This window comes from Rhizobium phaseoli, assembly GCF_010668805.1.
In the GTDB taxonomy this organism is placed as follows: domain Bacteria; phylum Pseudomonadota; class Alphaproteobacteria; order Rhizobiales; family Rhizobiaceae; genus Rhizobium; species Rhizobium phaseoli_A.
Genome location: NZ_WUFT01000001.1, coordinates 296,483 through 312,331, shown reverse-complemented (window position 1 = coordinate 312,331; position 15,849 = coordinate 296,483). Strand labels below are relative to the sequence as shown.

The window sequence follows — 15,849 nt, the reverse complement described above, 5'->3', positions numbered from 1 at the left end:
GCATTCGGAAGAGGCCTCATGTTATCAAAATAGCATGCACAACCTGGGACAGTTGCAGGAAAGATTGTCCGCCGCCTTCGGCGGACCCGCCGCCAAGCCGCATGAAGAGCGGGTGGGGGCCTCCTCCTTGCGACCGGTCGCGTCGGCGACTGAGGCAGCCGATGACAGCGACATGGGGCCTGCAACGACACGGCGCCTGCTGGTCTACTGGCTTGGTGGCGCCGGCCTGCTTGCCGCGATGATCCTGACGCTGCTTGCCCATGCCGGCGATCCGCTGCTGCTTTCGGGCGGTCTTGTCGTTCTCGGCCTTGCCGTCATCGCCAGTTACGCCGTCCTGATGGTTCGCCGGCGCATCGCCCGGCGCGGCGGCAAATCCCTGCCGGATTGGAACGATGGCGCAAAGCTGTTTGCCGACGTGCACGACGTCCTCGGCGACATCACCGTCAGCCGCAGCATGGACCGGCGCATCATCGCCGCCAACGACACGTTTCGCCGCCTGACCGGGCGGCTGCGTCCGGAAGGACGGAGCTGCGAGGAGATCGGGCTTGCCTTCCGCCCCGGCCCGATACCGCATTGCTTCGACGTCGAGATCTCGACGCCGGACGGCCAGCGCATCTTTCTCTGGCGCGACGTCGTCACCCGCGATCCGGCAAACGGCCGTCTGCTGCTGCAGAGCGTGGCGCGTGATGTGACCGACGAGCGGCTGATCGCCCAGGGCCGCGAGGAGGCCCGCCAGAAGGCCGAATATAACAGCGCCGCCAAATCGAGGCTGCTTGCCACAGTCAGTCACGAGGTGCGCACGCCGCTTTCCGGTATCCTCGGCATGACGCATCTGCTCGCCGAGACTCGGCTGACGCAGGAGCAGCAGAACTATCTCGCCAATATCCGCCAGTCCGGCCACGCGCTGACCCAGCTCGTCGAGGATCTGCTCGATTTCTCCACCATCGAGGTCGGTCGCTTCGCGCTGCACCCGCGCTCGGAATCGCTGCGCAAGCTTCTGGAAAGCGTTGTCGAGATGCTCGCCCATCGGGCGCATGAAAAAGGGATTGAGATCGGCGCCACGGTGTCTTCAGACGTGCCGGAAAATATGAGCTTCGATCCGGCGCGGCTACGCCAGGTTCTTTTCAACGTCATCGGCAATGCCGTGAAGTTCACCCAGGTCGGCGGCGTCTTCATTCGCGTGACGCTCGACGCAGACAACCTGTCGATCACCGTCACCGATAGCGGTCCCGGCATGACGGCGGAGGAGCAGGCGCGCGTCTTCGGCGAGTTCGAGCAAGGCGGGACCGTTGCCGACAGGGGTAGCGGCACCGGGCTCGGCCTTGCCATCTCGGCTCGCATCATGCGCGAATTCAATGGCACGCTGACGGTTGCCAGCGAAAAGGGCAGAGGCAGCGAATTCACCATCCGCTTCCCTGTCGATGTCGGCAGCGAGCGCCCCGACAGGCGAAATATGCTGCTTGCCGGCAACAGCGTCGTGCTGTTGGCGCCGGCGGGTGCTGCGCGCACCGCCATCGCCGAGACGATCACCACGCTCGGCGGCCTCTGCCATCTCGTCGCCGACGGCGAGAGCGCGCGGGCAGCGCTGCTCGGCTTGGCCAACGGCAAAAAGCGGCCGACCGATATCATCATCGACCATCGCATGTCGGCGGAATTTTCCGCCCATCTTGCCGATCGCGCCGAAATCGCCGCTCTTGGCCTGCGCAAGGTCCTGCTCGTCAATCCGGAAGAGCGCAGCGCCCATCCGCTCGACCTCTTCGATGCCTGGCTCATCCGGCCGCTGCGCGAACAATCGCTGATCGACGTGCTGCGTGGGCGCATGCGCGGCATGGAGAAGCGCGACGCGCTAAACGACAATCAGCCGGGCTTCGGCCTTTCGCTGGCGGAGACGCTGGTGACAGCCAGCGGGCTCAACATCCTGCTTGGCGAGGACGATCCGATCAATGCCATGCTGGTGCGTGTGGTGCTCGAAAAGGGCGGGCATAAGGTGCGCCACGTCGAGGATTTCGAGGCGCTGCTCGATTGCGCTCTCTGCGAGGCGAATGCCCGGCCCGATATCATCATCAGCGACCTGTCGATGCCCGGCGGCAACGGCATCGACATGCTGGGACGCCTGCGCGGCCACGAAAGGCGGCTCGATCTTGCCCCGGTGCCGGTGATCGTGCTCACCGCCGACAAAAGCGACGAATCGCGCCGCCAGGTGTTGCTGAACGGCGCCAACCGCGTGATGGTAAAGCCCGTCGACCCGGTGCGGCTGCTGACCGAAGTTCAAGCGGTCGCCGCACTTTCCGCCCGTCGGGCAGAGGCGCGGTAACGTGCCGCGGGGCCGGCATGCGTCTTGCGCTGGGAAATCCAATATGTCACTTTCTTGTCGCAGAGAAGTGTTTTATGGCGTCGATAAGCCGGCAACGGGAGAATCGTCATGTCCGCCATCGACATCCTGAATCGTGACACTACCGCCGAGGCTGCACCGCCCTCGACGGCGGCTGTGCAGAAGGACGGCGATATCCTCGGCCGCATCGGCAATCTGGAAACCCGCCTCGCCCGCACGGCGCGCGAGATCGATGCCGCCCAGGCCGTGCGCTACCGCGTCTTCGTCAACGAAATGAAGGCACAGCTGCCGCTTGACGCCATGCGCCGCCAGCGCGATGTCGATGCCTATGACGCCTTCTGTGACCATCTTCTCGTTCTCGACCGCACGATCGAAGGTGATCCGGAAGACCAGATCGTCGGCACCTACCGGCTGCTGCGCCAGGATGTCGCCATCGCCAATGGCGGTTTTTACTCGGCTTCCGAATTCGAGATCGAGAGCCTCATTGCCAAACATCCGGACAAGCGTTTCATGGAGCTTGGCCGTTCCTGCGTGCTGCCGGAATACCGCACCAAGCGCACCGTCGAGTTGCTGTGGCAGGGCAACTGGGCCTATGCGCTGAAGCACGGCGTCAGCGCCATGTTCGGCTGCGCCTCTTTCCCCGGCGTCTATCTGGAGAGCCATGCGCTGGCGCTGTCTTTCCTCTACCATAATGTGCTGGCGAAGAACGAATGGGCCGTCAGCGCACTGCCGCATCTCGCCCGCAATATGGACCTGATGCCGGTCGAAGCGGTCAACCCGAAGCGGGCGCTGATGGCGCTGCCGCCGCTGATCAAGGGTTATATGCGCCTTGGCGCGATGGTCGGCTCCAGCGCCGTTGTCGATCATGCCTTCAACACGACCGACGTGCTGATCGTACTGCCGATCTCCAGCATTTCCGACCGCTACCTCAACTATTATGGCGCCGACGCCGGCCGCTTCGCGAGCTAGAACGGAGAGATCGCGAAGCGCTTTAGGCTCTCCGATGGCGCGCCCTCATATATCGAAGCGCCTTCTCGTGTCCGACGGGTTCTCTCCATATGCCGCCCGATAGGTTGCCGCAAAACGGCCAAAGTGAACGAACCCCCACTTCAAGCAGATGTCCCGCAACGACTGCCGGTTTGAAGGATCGCGTAGATCCTCTCGGACCGCTTGCAGGCGAATCGTCCTGAAGTAGACAGACGGTGTGGTTCCCTTGAAGGCACGAAAACTGACTTCAAGAGAGCGAATGGAAATGCCCGCCGCCTCTGCGACACTCTGCATCGTCACCGGCTGTGCGATATTCGCATGCATAAATTCAATTGCACAACGGACTTGCCGCGGCGCGATCAGATGGATTTTCTTGTCGAGGAGATGCGAGAGCCGATGAGGAACCAAGCGCACCACCAGATCGGCAAACGCCTGGATCAGGTTAGACATGGCAATTGGCGAGCGAAGCAGCGGGCCGTCATTGCGCATGCCGATGATCATCGTTTGGGCGAGATTGCCGATCAACTGTCCCGCTGCGGTGGAACGTTCGACGACCGGCGCCAAGTCCATTGGCCCGATCAGCGGGGTCTCCAATACGGCGGCGACGGCCTGAGCGATGATCGCCCAGCTCAGACTGAGTGTGTCTGACCGGTGAGGTGCTGCCCTCACGGAAACCCGTTCCGGCTCAAGATTGTTCGACAATAACAGCCGCCCGGGGGTCGCTTCGGCCACAGTCCGACCAAACGCTACGTCGAGGGCACCAGTGCGCGGAACGATGACTGCCAGAGTTTCCGTCCCATGTGCAGTTCTTGCACCCCAGCCGCCGGAATCCTGGTTGCTGACCAGCGACAACCTCTCATCACCCCAAAACCCGACCTTCCAGTCGAGGGGTTTCTCTCGACCATTGCGCCATGCGTCGAACGAACCGAACCCCTTGGTCAGAGCCTCGACCATATGGTCGAAAGTTGCCCCCTGAAATCGGGCGATGAAATTGACGGATGCATTTTCCAACATGGGAACTCAAAGGGCTGATGAAATATTTGATTATGCCGCCCGCATAAGATTGCCGCATCAAAAGTATGACTTATCAGGTTAACCCTTTCAACCATGTCCTCGGTGAATAAGCCACAAAAGGCTGTGCCCGGCCGACATGTTGTCGGCCGGGCACAGAATGCCGTCTCATATCGGAGGCAGAGCGAGTTTACGAACCGGCGCCATAAGCGGCGATCGCCGCCATGTTCACGATGTCGCTGTCCTTCGCGCCCATCGAGGTGATCTGCACCGGCTTGTCGACGCCGACGAGGATCGGGCCGATGACCGTGGAGCCGCCGAGCTCCTGCAGCATCTTGGTCGAGATCGAGGCCGAGTGGAAAGCCGGCATGACCAGCACGTTGGCAGGACCGGACAGGCGGCAGAACGGATATTGCTCCATCACCTTGCGGTTCAGAGCGACGTCGGCGGCCATCTCGCCGTCATATTCGAAATCGACGCGGCGCTTGTCGAGGATTTTCACCGCCTCGCGCACCCGCTCGGAGCGTTCGCCGGAGGGATGGCCGAAGGTGGAATAGGCGAGCAGGGCGACGCGCGGCGGATACCCCATGCGCCGCGCCAGACCCGCGGCCTCCTCGGCGATATCGGCAAGCTCCTCGGCCGTCGGCATGTCGTGTACGGCGGTATCGGCCACGAAGACCGTGCGGCCGCGGCAGAGCGCCAGCGATACGCCGATGATGCGGTGGCCGGGCTTCTTGTCGATGCAGCGGCGCACATCTTCGAGCGCCGTCGAATAATTGCGCGTGATGCCCGTCACCATGCCGTCGGCGTCGCCGAGTGCCACCATGGTAGCGGCAAAATGGTTGCGGTCGTTGTGGATCAGCCGCTGGGCGTCGCGGTAGAGGTAACCCTGGCGCTGCAGCCTGGCATAGAGATAGTCGATATAGGCCTCGACCCGGGTCGAAATACGGGCATTGACGATTTCGAGGCCCGGCCGGTTGAGATCGATGCCGGCGCGTTCCGCCGTTGCCCGGATCAGGTCCTCGCGGCCGAGCAGGATGGCGGTGCCGAGCTGCTGGTTGGCGTAGGACATCGCGGCGCGCAGGACCTGTTCCTCCTCGGCCTCGGCAAAGACGATCCGCTTCGGGTGCCGGCGCACACGCTCGTAGAGCCGTGCCAAGGTCGAGGCGATCGGATCGCGGCGCGCCGAAAGCTCACGGGCGTAACCCGCCATATCGGTGATGACCTTGCGGGCGACGCCGCTTTCGATCGCCGCTTCAGCGACCGCGACCGGTATCGCCGAGATCAGCCGCGGATCGAAGGGAACGGGGATGATGTATTGCGACCCGAAACGCGGCCGGTTGCCCTGATAGGCGGCCACCACGTCATCGGGCACATCCTCACGGGCAAGGTTTGCCAGCGCCTTGACGGCGGCGATCTTCATCGCGTCGTTGATTGTGGAGGCCCGGACATCGAGAGCGCCGCGGAAAATATAGGGAAAACCGAGGACGTTGTTGACCTGGTTCGGATAGTCCGAACGGCCGGTGGCCATGATGGCGTCATCGCGGATGCGGGCCACCTCTTCCGGGGTGATCTCGGGATCGGGATTGGCCATCGCGAAGATGATCGGCCGCTCGGCCATCGAGCGGATCATCTCGGCCGAAAACGCGCCCTTCTGCGACAGGCCGAAAACGACGTCGGCGCCCTCCATCGCCTCCTCCAGCGTGCGCGTGTCGGTCTTTGCCGCATGCGCCGATTTCCACTGGTTCATGCCCTCGGTGCGACCCTGGTAGATGACGCCCTTGGTGTCGCAGAGGATGATGTTCTCGGGCGCAAAGCCCATCGCCTTGATGAGCTCGATGCAGGCGATCGCCGCAGCACCGGCGCCGTTGCAGACGAGCTTGGTGGTCTTCAGGTCGCGGCCGGTCAGCTCCAGCGCGTTGATCAGGCCGGCGGCGGCGATGATTGCCGTTCCATGCTGGTCGTCGTGGAAGACGGGAATATCCATCAGCTCGCGCAGCCGGCTTTCGATGACGAAACAATCCGGCGCCTTGATATCTTCGAGGTTGATGCCGCCGAAGGAGGGGCCGAGGAAGCGCACGCAATTGATGAACTCGTCGACATTTTCCGTATCGATCTCAAGATCGATGGAATCGACGTCGGCAAAGCGCTTGAACAGCACCGCCTTGCCTTCCATGACCGGCTTGGAAGCCAGGGCGCCGAGATTGCCGAGGCCGAGGATTGCCGTGCCGTTGGAAATGACCGCGACCATGTTGCCGCGCGCGGTGTAATCATAGGCCGTCTGCGGGTCGGCGGCGATCGCCTTGACCGGCACGGCGACACCCGGCGAATAGGCAAGCGAGAGGTCGCGCTGCGTCGCCATCGGCTTGGTCGGGACGACCTCCAGTTTCCCTGGGCGGCCCATGGCGTGAAATTCGAGCGCCTCCTGGTCGGTAACAGATGTCGTTGGCCGGTTCTTATTATCGATATCGGGCATAAATCCTCCAACGTCCTGTGGGCGACGCTTTGCTCTTCCTCAAATGCTGTTGTCATCTATAGCGGCGCGCGGATAGGGTTGGCACCTGTTTTTTTGGGAAAAACTGCACCTCCGTGAACGCACGAATAGACACAGGGAATGAAGCCTTTTCGGCAGCCGAGCTTGCCACGGCGGAAAGCCGTGCCTCGGCGACGCCGATGATGGAGCAATTTATCGAGATCAAGGCGAACAATCCGGGTTCGCTGCTGTTCTATCGCATGGGTGACTTCTACGAGCTGTTCTTCGAAGATGCGCTGGAAGCCTCGCGGGCGCTCGGCATCACGCTGACGAAGCGCGGCCAGCACATGGGCCAGGATATCCCGATGTGCGGCGTTCCGGTGCATGCGGCCGACGATTATCTGCAGAAGCTGATTTCCCTCGGTTTTCGCGTCGCCGTCTGCGAGCAGATCGAGGATCCGGCCGAAGCGAAAAAACGCGGCGGCAAATCGGTCGTCAAGCGCGATGTCGTTCGCCTGGTCACACCGGGCACGATCACCGAGGAAAAGCTGCTTTCGCCCTCGGAATCCAATTATCTGATGGCGCTGACCCGCATTCGCAGCGGGGCCGAACCCTTGCTGGCGCTGGCCTGGATCGATATTTCCACCGGCGTCTTCCGGCTTGCCGAGACCGAAGCCTCGCGGCTGCTTGCCGATATCCTGCGTATCGATCCGCGCGAACTCATCCTGCCCGAAACGATCTTCCACGATCCGGAACTCAAACCGGTCTTCGACGTGCTCGGCCGCACCGCCGTGCCGCAACCTTCCGTGCTTTTCGACAGCGCCAGCGCCGAAGGCCGGATCGCGCGTTATTTCGGCGTCGCGACGCTCGACGGCTTCGGCACCTTCTCGCGCGCCGAGCTGGCGGCGGCAGCCGCCGCCGTCGCCTATGTCGAGAAGACCCAGATCGCCGAGCGGCCGCCGCTTGGAAAGCCGGAACGGGAAAGTGCGGCATCGACGCTGTTCATCGATCCCGCCACCCGCGCCAATCTGGAACTGGCCCGGACGCTGTCTGGCGACCGTAACGGCTCGCTGCTGAAAGCGATCGACCGCACCGTCACCGGCGGCGGGGCGCGGCTTCTTGCCGAGCGATTGATGTCGCCGCTGACCGACCCCGTCCGCATCAATGCGCGGCTCGATTCGATCGGCTTCCTGATCGACGAGCCGCTGCTCTGCGGCAATCTGCGCGACACGCTGAAACATGTGCCTGATATGCCGCGGGCGCTGTCGCGGCTGGCGCTCGACCGCGGCGGCCCGCGCGATCTCGCAGCGATCCGCCAGGGACTTCAAGCGGCGAGCGAAGTTGCGGCCATGCTCGCCGGCGCGATGCTGCCTGAAGAACTCGGCCAGGCGCTGTCCGGGCTGCAAGCCCTCCCCGCAGCGATCGAAACTCTGCTGGCCGAGACGCTCGCCGACGAATTGCCGCTGTTGAAACGCGACGGCGGTTTCCTGCGCGATGGCGCTAGCCCCGAGCTCGACGAGGTCCGGGCGCTGCGCGACCAGTCGCGGCGGGTGATCGCCGGCCTGCAATTGCAATATGCCGAGGAGACCGGCATCCGGTCGCTGAAGATCAAGCACAATAACATCCTCGGCTATTTCATCGAGGTGACGGCAGGCAATGCCTCGCCGATGACCGCGACGGCGGAGGCCAAGGCCCGCTTCATCCACCGCCAGACGATGGCGAGCGCAATGCGCTTCACCACGACCGAACTTGCCGATCTCGAAAGCCGCATCGCCAACGCCGCCGATCGGGCGCTGACGATCGAGCTCGCCGCCTTCGAGAAGATGACGGCGGCCGTGGTTGCGGAAGCCGAGGCGATCAAATCCGGCGCCCGGGCGCTTGCCGTCATCGATGTTGCAGCAGGCCTGGCGCTTCTAGCCGAGGAGCAGGCCTATTGCCGCCCGCAGGTCGACGGCTCGAAGATGTTTGCCATCGAAGGCGGGCGCCATCCGGTCGTCGAGCAGGCGCTGCGGCGGCAGGCGGGCGGCCCCTTTGTCGCCAACAATTGCGATCTGTCGCCGAGGGCCGGCGACCGGGACGGCGCGATCTGGCTCCTGACCGGGCCGAACATGGGGGGAAAGTCGACCTTCCTGCGGCAGAACGCGCTGATAGCAATCCTGGCGCAGATGGGCTGCTTCGTGCCGGCGACATCAGCCCATATCGGCATCGTGGACCGGCTTTTCTCGCGCGTCGGCGCCTCCGACGACCTGGCCCGCGGGCGCTCCACCTTCATGGTCGAGATGGTCGAAACCGCTGCTATCCTCAACCAGGCAAGCGACCGTTCGCTGGTTATCCTCGACGAAATCGGCCGCGGCACCGCCACCTTCGACGGCCTGTCGATCGCCTGGGCCTCCGTCGAGCACCTGCATGAGGCCAACCGCTGCCGGGGCCTCTTCGCCACGCATTTCCATGAGCTGACCGTGCTTTCGGAAAAGCTTGGCCGGCTATCGAACGCCACGATGCGGGTCAAGGAATGGGATGGCGACGTCATCTTCCTGCACGAGGTCGGGCCGGGTGCGGCCGACCGCTCCTACGGTATCCAGGTCGCGCGCCTTGCCGGGCTCCCGGCCTCGGTCGTGACACGGGCCCGCGATGTGCTGACCCGGCTGGAGGATGCCGACCGCAAGAACCCGGCGAGCCAGCTGATCGACGACCTGCCGCTCTTCCAGGTGGCGGTGCGCCGCGAGGACACGGCCCGCGGACCGTCCAAGGTCGAGGAGGCGCTGAAGGCGATGAGCCTCGACGACATGACGCCGCGCGAGGCAATGGATGCACTTTACGACCTCAAGAAGAAACTGAAATAGGGCAGCGGCACGCGATGTTCATGGAAAAGCTGGTTCGCGAAACGGAGCGCCTCTCGCTCATCTGCTCGATGCTCGATACGATGCGGCGCGCCGACGCCGACCGCAATGCGCGCGGCTGGACGTCGCCGATCGGCATGCTGAAAATTACCCGCTGTTGCGCTATGATCTCGGAGCTCGGAACGTCGATCGCCAAGGCCGGTTATCGCGAATGCGACCGGCAGTCGCTTGAGGAGATCATGAGAGAGACACGGCAGGTGCTGCATTTGCTGAATGCGCGGGCCACCACCTGAGTTTTCAGGAAAGCCGTCGCGCGGCTGACCAACACCATTTCGCCAAATTTAAAGGTTCTTGCAGTATGAGGGCGCGTGTCAATCGCCTGATAAAGGGATTATAGCGCATGCAGACGAAACACGAGGCGAGCCAGGATCAGGCCGTCCGGCATGAACAGGAAACCGCCCCGGCGACAGCGATGCGCGAGCTTGATTTTTCCCATATCCTTGACGTCGAACTGTTGCAGAAGCAGTGCGATGCCGTCGGCGAGGCCAACCGCAACCGGCCCGACGTGCTGCGCGCCGATCTTCTCGCCGTTTTGAAAAAGGCAAGCACCGAAGGCCGGCAGAAGGCGCGGGCCGCATTGATGGCCGACGGCGGCGGGCTGAATTGCGCCTACCGGATTTCCTGGCTGCAGGACCAGATCATCACCGTCCTCTACAATTTCGCCACCGCCCATATCTTTCCGCAGCAGAAGGACAAGTTCGCGGTCACCGCCGTCGGCGGCTACGGCCGCGACACGCTGGCCCCCGGCTCCGATATCGACCTGCTTTTCCTCTTCACGCCGAGGCCGGCGGAGGAGACGCACAAGGCGGTCGAATTCATGCTCTACGTGCTCTGGGACATGGGCTTCAAGGTCGGCCACGCCACCCGCACGGTGGAGGAATGCATCGCGCTTTCCAAATCCGACATGACGATCCGCACCGCCATCCTGGAGATGCGCTATATCTGCGGCCTGCAACGGCTGGAAACCGAGCTCGAGACCCGCTTCGACAAGGAAATCGTCACCGGCACCGGCCCGGAATTCATCGCTGCCAAGCTTGCCGAGCGCGACGAGCGCCACCGCAAGGCGGGCGATACGCGCTATCTCGTCGAACCGAACGTCAAGGAAGGCAAGGGCGGGCTTCGCGACCTGCACACGCTGTTCTGGATCTCGAAATATTATTATCACGTGCGCGACCAGGCGGAACTGGTCAAGCTCGGCGTGCTCTCGAAGCACGAATACCGTCTGCTCGAGAAAGCCGACGATTTTCTCTGGGCGGTGCGCTGCCATATGCACTTCCTCACCGGCAAGGCCGAGGAACGGCTGTCCTTCGACATCCAGCGCGAGATCGCTGAGGCCTTCGGCTATCACACCCGCCCCGGCCTTTCGGCGGTCGAGCGCTTCATGAAGCACTATTTCCTCGTCGCCAAGGATGTCGGCGATCTGACCCGCATCCTCTGCGCCGCGCTCGAAGACCAGCAGGCGAAGTCGATCCCGGGCCTGACCGGCGTCATCAGCCGCTTCACCCATCGCAATCGCAAGATCGCCGGCAGCGTCGAATTCGTCGAGGACCGCGGCCGCATCGCGCTTGCCGACGCGGAGGTCTTCAAACGCGATCCGGTCAGCATCCTCCGGCTCTTTCACGTCGCCGACATCAACGGGCTGGAATTCCACCCGGATGCGCTGAAACGCGTCACCCGTTCGCTGGCGCTGATCGATAATAATCTGCGGGAAAACGACGAGGCGAACCGCCTGTTCATGTCGATCCTGACGTCGAAGCGCGATCCGGCGCTCATCCTGCGGCGGATGAACGAGGCCGGCGTGCTCGGCCGCTTCATTCCCGAATTCGGCAAGATCGTCGCGATGATGCAGTTCAACATGTATCACCACTATACGGTCGACGAACATCTGCTCCGCACCGTCGACGTTCTCTCCGAGATCGACCAGGGACGCTCCGAGGATCTGCATCCGCTCGCCAACAAGCTGTTCTCAGGCATCGAGGATCGCGAGGCGCTTTATGTCGCCGTTCTGCTGCACGACATCGCCAAGGGCCGCCAGGAGGATCACTCGATCGCCGGCGCCCGCGTCGCCCGCAAGCTGTGCAGCCGCTTCGGCCTGTCGCAGAAGCAGACGGAAATCGTCGTCTGGCTGATCGAGGAACATCTGACCATGTCGATGGTGGCGCAGACCCGCGACCTCACCGACCGTAAGACGATCACCGATTTCGCCGACCGCGTCCAGTCGCTCGACCGGTTGAAGATGCTGTTGATCCTGACGATCTGCGATATCCGCGCCGTCGGTCCGGGCGTCTGGAACGGTTGGAAGGGCCAGTTGCTGCGCACGCTCTATTACGAAACCGAGCTGCTGCTCGCCGGCGGTTTTTCGGAGGTCTCCCGCAAGGAGCGCGCCGGCGCCGCCGCCGAGGCGCTGCATTCGGCACTGGCCGACTGGAGCCAGAAGGACCGCAACACCTATACCAAGCTGCACTACCAGCCCTATCTGCTCTCCGTGCCGCTGGAAGACCAGATCCGCCACGCCCACTTCATCCGCCATGCCGACAAATCCGGCCAGGCGCTCGCCACCACGGTGCGCACCGACAGTTTCCATGCGATCACCGAGATCACCGTGCTGTCGCCCGACCATCCGCGCCTGCTCGCCGTCATCGCCGGCGCCTGTGCTGCGGCCGGCGCCAACATCGTCGACGCGCAGATCTTCACGACGTCGGACGGGCGGGCGCTCGACACCATCCATGTCAGCCGCGAATTTGCCGACGATGCCGACGAGTTGCGCCGGGCCGCGACGATCGGGCGGATGATCGAGGACGTGCTGTCCGGCCGCAAGCGGCTGCCCGAGGTGATCGCCACGCGCGCGCGCCACCGCAAGAAGAACAAGGCCTTCGTCATTCCGCCGTCGGTCAACATCACCAACAGCCTGTCGAACAAGTTCACGGTCATCGAGGTCGAATGCCTCGACCGGCCGGGACTGCTGTCGGAGATCACCGCCGTGCTCTCCGACCTGTCGCTCGACATCCAGTCGGCCCGCATCACCACCTTCGGCGAGAAGGTGATCGACACTTTCTACGTTACCGATCTCGTGGGACAGAAGATCTCCGGCGACAGCAAGCGCGCCAACATCACCGCCCGGATGAAGGCCGTCATGGCCGAGGAGGAAGACGAGCTGCGCGAGCGTATGCCCTCCGGCATCATCGCGCCGGCCGCCACCGCCCGGACATTGCCCTCAGCCGAAAAGAAAGCCGATTCCCCCGCATGAGCGACCAAGCATGAGCCCCCACGAATGAGCCTCGTCAAGAAATTCGCAACCGTTGGCGGCGCCACCCTCGGCAGCCGCATCTTCGGTTTTGCCCGCGAAACGCTGATGGCCGCCGCACTCGGCACCGGACCGATGGCCGACGTCTTTTACGCCGCCTTCCGCTTTCCGAACCTGTTTCGCCGGCTGTTTGCCGAGGGCGCCTTCAACGCCGCCTTCGTGCCGCTTTTTGCCAAGGAGATCGAGGCGAACGGCACCGATGGCGCCAAGCGCTTTTCGGAAGAAGTCTTCGGCGTGCTGTTTTCGGTGCTGCTGCTCATCACCATCGTGATGGAGCTTTGCATGCCGCTTTTGGTGCGCTTCGTCATTGCGCCGGGCTTTGCCGATGATCCCGAAAAATTCTCGATCACCATCCGCATGGCGGCGGTGATGTTTCCCTATCTGATGTGCATGTCGCTGACGGCGATGATGAGCGGCATGCTGAATTCGCTGCATCATTTCTTCGCCGCGGCCATCGCGCCGGTTTTCCTCAACGTGGTGATGATCGGGGCGCTGTTTTATGCGCTCCATAGCGGTGCCGATCCGCTGACGACGGCCTGGTATCTCTCCTTTGGCGTTCTTGCCGCCGGCGTCCTGCAGCTCGCCGTCGTCTATGTCGGCGTGCTTGCGGCCGGCATGAGCATCGGTTTCCGCTTCCCGAAGATGACCCCGAACGTCAAGCGGCTGCTGATCCTGGCGGTGCCGGCTGCGGTGACCGGCGGCATCACCCAGATCAACCAGTTGATCGGCCAGGCGATCGCCTCGTCGCGCGAGGGTGCCATCGCAGCGCTGCAATATGCCGACCGGATCTACCAGCTGCCGCTCGGCGTCGTCGGCGTTGCCGTCGGCGTGGTTCTGCTGCCGGAACTTGCCCGGGCGCTGAAGGGCGGCAATCTGCGCGAGGCCGGAAACCTGCAGAACCGCTCGATCGAATTCGTGCTGTTCCTGACGATCCCCGCCGCCTTCGCGCTGTGGATCCTCTCCGACGAGATCATCCGCGTGCTTTACGAGCGCGGCGCCTTCCATCAGGAAAACACCGCCGTCGTCGGCTCGATCCTGGCGATTTACGGCATCGGCCTGCCGGCCTTCGTGCTGATCAAGGCGCTGCAGCCGGGCTTCTATGCGCGTGAGGACACCAAGACGCCGATGCGCTTTTCGGCAATCGCGGTGGCCACCAACTGCGCCACGGCGCTGACCCTCTTTCCCTATATGGGTGCGCCCGGCATCGCCGTTGCCGAAGCCACTGCCGGCTGGATCAGCACCGTGCTGCTGTTCACCACGCTTTTGCGCCGCGGCCATCTGACATGGGAATGGGCGCTGGCAAAACGCACCGCTCTGCTGATCGTCGCCGCAGCCGTCATGGGCGCGGCGATCGTCTTCCTCAAGCAGCACTTTGCGCCCTCGCTTGCCTCCGGCGCGCCGCTTCTGACCAAGATCGGCACCCTCGGGCTGCTGATTGCGATTGCCATGCTGGTCTATTTCGCCGCCGCCTTCCTGATCGGCGGAGCAAATCTCGGCATGATCCGGCGCAATCTGAACCGCAAGCCGGCGCCGGCAAAGGACGGTTGAGGTTAGGGAGATTGCCGAGACCTGCCCCTCATCCGCCTGCCGGCACCTTCTCCCCCGTAAACGGGGCGAAGGGGATATGCCGCGACCTCACCGACCTCTCGCGGGGCACGTCCCCTCTCCCCGTTTTTTACGGGAGAGGGTGAGGGTGAGGGGCAAATCCCGGCACAAACCGGACAGCCATTTGCAAAGCCGAGCAGCACTTTCCTGGATTGCTTCAACAATCGACCCATCGCCGCTGCGGTCCGACGTCGACATGGACGATGCCGTTGCAATAAGTGCCGATGCCGCCGATGCCAGGCGCGCTTCTGGCGGCTGCGATGATGGTGCGCTCCGACAGGCCCGGCATTCTGATATCGGCCGCCAGGCATTTTCCGTGCAGGGATCCATGGCGGCTGGGATGCGGCCGCAGGCCGGAGGTGATCATCGGCCGGCGTCCGGTTTTTACGGCGATATGCGACAGGACCGCCCGAAGACGCTCGGGAAAACAGCCGGCACGAACGCTGACGGTCTGGACCGTGTAAGCGAGGCGGGCGTCGGGCCTGGGAAGATGAAGGACAGGTCTTCTGCTGTCTTGACCGACGGCGCTGGTTGCGGATTGTAGGGCGAAAAGGCCTGCCATGGCGAGCAAACTGGCGTTCTGCATGGTCCCCTCCGGGCGGTTGACACGGCGGCCATTGGGCCGATGCCGCGCGGTCGAGGATTTTCAGTTCAATAAAAGCTTTTCTGTGAAATTTTATACCCAATTATAAGTAATCGCCTTGATCAATTTGGCTTAAAACCGCGGATATTGCCGATCCAATTTGGAATAATCGTCTCAATCGGGAGATAGAACATGACGATCCAGTCACTTTTCCTCGTCACCCTCGTGGTTGACGATTACGACCGCGCCAAGGCTTTCTATTGCGGCGCCCTCGGTTTCGACTGCCTGCAGGACGAGACGCAGCCGGAGGGCAAGCGCTGGGTGGTGGTGAAGCCGAAGGGTGGCGCCGGTGTTGGAGATGGCGCCGCGTTTCTGCTGGCGCAGGCGGCAGATGCGACGCAGCGCGCGGCGATCGGCAACCAGACCGGCGGCCGTGTCGGCTTCTTTCTGAAGACCGACGATTTTGCCCGCGACCATGCCGCAATGCTTGCGGCCGGCGTGCGCTTTCTGGAAGAGCCGCGGCATGAGGTTTACGGCACGGTCGCGGTGTTTGCCGATCCCTACGGCAACAGCTTCGATCTGATCCAGCATCACGCTGCCTGAACCTCTTGATTGCGGCCGGTTGCCCGTGCATAAGCCGCGGCGTTAGCAACA

At 63.2% G+C, this 15,849-nt stretch carries 10 protein-coding genes; 7 read left to right on the top strand and 3 right to left on the bottom strand.

Features of this window, described 5'->3' with window-relative positions:
* The first annotated feature begins 34 nt into the window (after positions 1-34).
* Both GR197_RS01605 and GR197_RS01600 read left to right on the top strand, forming a co-directional pair.
* On the top strand, positions 35-2,314 hold the full coding sequence (locus GR197_RS01605) for a hybrid sensor histidine kinase/response regulator (RefSeq protein ID WP_164006294.1): 2,280 nt from the start codon (positions 35-37) through the stop codon (positions 2,312-2,314).
* A gap of 108 nt (positions 2,315-2,422) precedes the next feature.
* On the top strand, positions 2,423-3,301 hold the full coding sequence (locus tag GR197_RS01600; RefSeq protein WP_164006293.1) for a GNAT family N-acetyltransferase: 879 nt from the start codon (positions 2,423-2,425) through the stop codon (positions 3,299-3,301).
* Between the two features lie 45 nt (positions 3,302-3,346).
* Here GR197_RS01600 and GR197_RS01595 read toward each other — a convergent pair whose 3' ends face one another.
* The gene (locus GR197_RS01595) at positions 3,347-4,333 is read right to left on the bottom strand and encodes a helix-turn-helix transcriptional regulator (RefSeq protein ID WP_164006292.1); all 987 of its coding nucleotides are present in this window, start codon (positions 4,331-4,333) and stop codon (positions 3,347-3,349) included.
* Between the two features lie 187 nt (positions 4,334-4,520).
* Positions 4,521-6,806: an NADP-dependent malic enzyme gene (locus tag GR197_RS01590; RefSeq protein WP_164006291.1), complete on the bottom strand. Its 2,286-nt coding sequence runs from the start codon at positions 6,804-6,806 to the stop codon at positions 4,521-4,523.
* Positions 6,807-6,919: 113 nt separating this feature from the next.
* Here GR197_RS01590 and mutS point away from each other — a divergent pair, with 113 nt between their 5' ends.
* From mutS to murJ, 4 genes are all read left to right on the top strand, one after another.
* On the top strand, positions 6,920-9,646 hold the full coding sequence (gene mutS, locus GR197_RS01585) for a DNA mismatch repair protein MutS (RefSeq protein WP_164006290.1): 2,727 nt from the start codon (positions 6,920-6,922) through the stop codon (positions 9,644-9,646).
* A 14-nt stretch (positions 9,647-9,660) separates the two neighbouring features.
* Positions 9,661-9,936 carry a hypothetical protein gene (locus GR197_RS01580; RefSeq protein ID WP_164006289.1) on the top strand — a complete coding sequence of 92 codons (276 nt, stop codon included), beginning with the start codon at positions 9,661-9,663 and terminating at the stop codon, positions 9,934-9,936.
* A 107-nt stretch (positions 9,937-10,043) separates the two neighbouring features.
* Positions 10,044-12,950, top strand: a complete 2,907-nt coding sequence (locus tag GR197_RS01575; RefSeq protein ID WP_164006288.1) for a [protein-PII] uridylyltransferase — start codon at positions 10,044-10,046, stop codon at positions 12,948-12,950.
* 24 nt (positions 12,951-12,974) lie between these two features.
* Positions 12,975-14,555 (top strand): murein biosynthesis integral membrane protein MurJ, encoded by a 1,581-nt coding sequence (murJ, locus tag GR197_RS01570; protein WP_164006287.1) that lies wholly within the window; start codon positions 12,975-12,977, stop codon positions 14,553-14,555.
* 214 nt (positions 14,556-14,769) lie between these two features.
* Here the strand turns inward: murJ and GR197_RS01565 are convergent, their stop codons facing one another.
* Positions 14,770-15,198: a YcbK family protein gene (locus GR197_RS01565; protein WP_164006286.1), complete on the bottom strand. Its 429-nt coding sequence runs from the start codon at positions 15,196-15,198 to the stop codon at positions 14,770-14,772.
* A 189-nt stretch (positions 15,199-15,387) separates the two neighbouring features.
* Here GR197_RS01565 and GR197_RS01560 point away from each other — a divergent pair, with 189 nt between their 5' ends.
* Entirely contained in the window at positions 15,388-15,798 is a 411-nt protein-coding gene (locus tag GR197_RS01560; protein WP_164006285.1) for a VOC family protein, read from the top strand.
* Positions 15,799-15,849 lie beyond the last annotated feature (51 nt).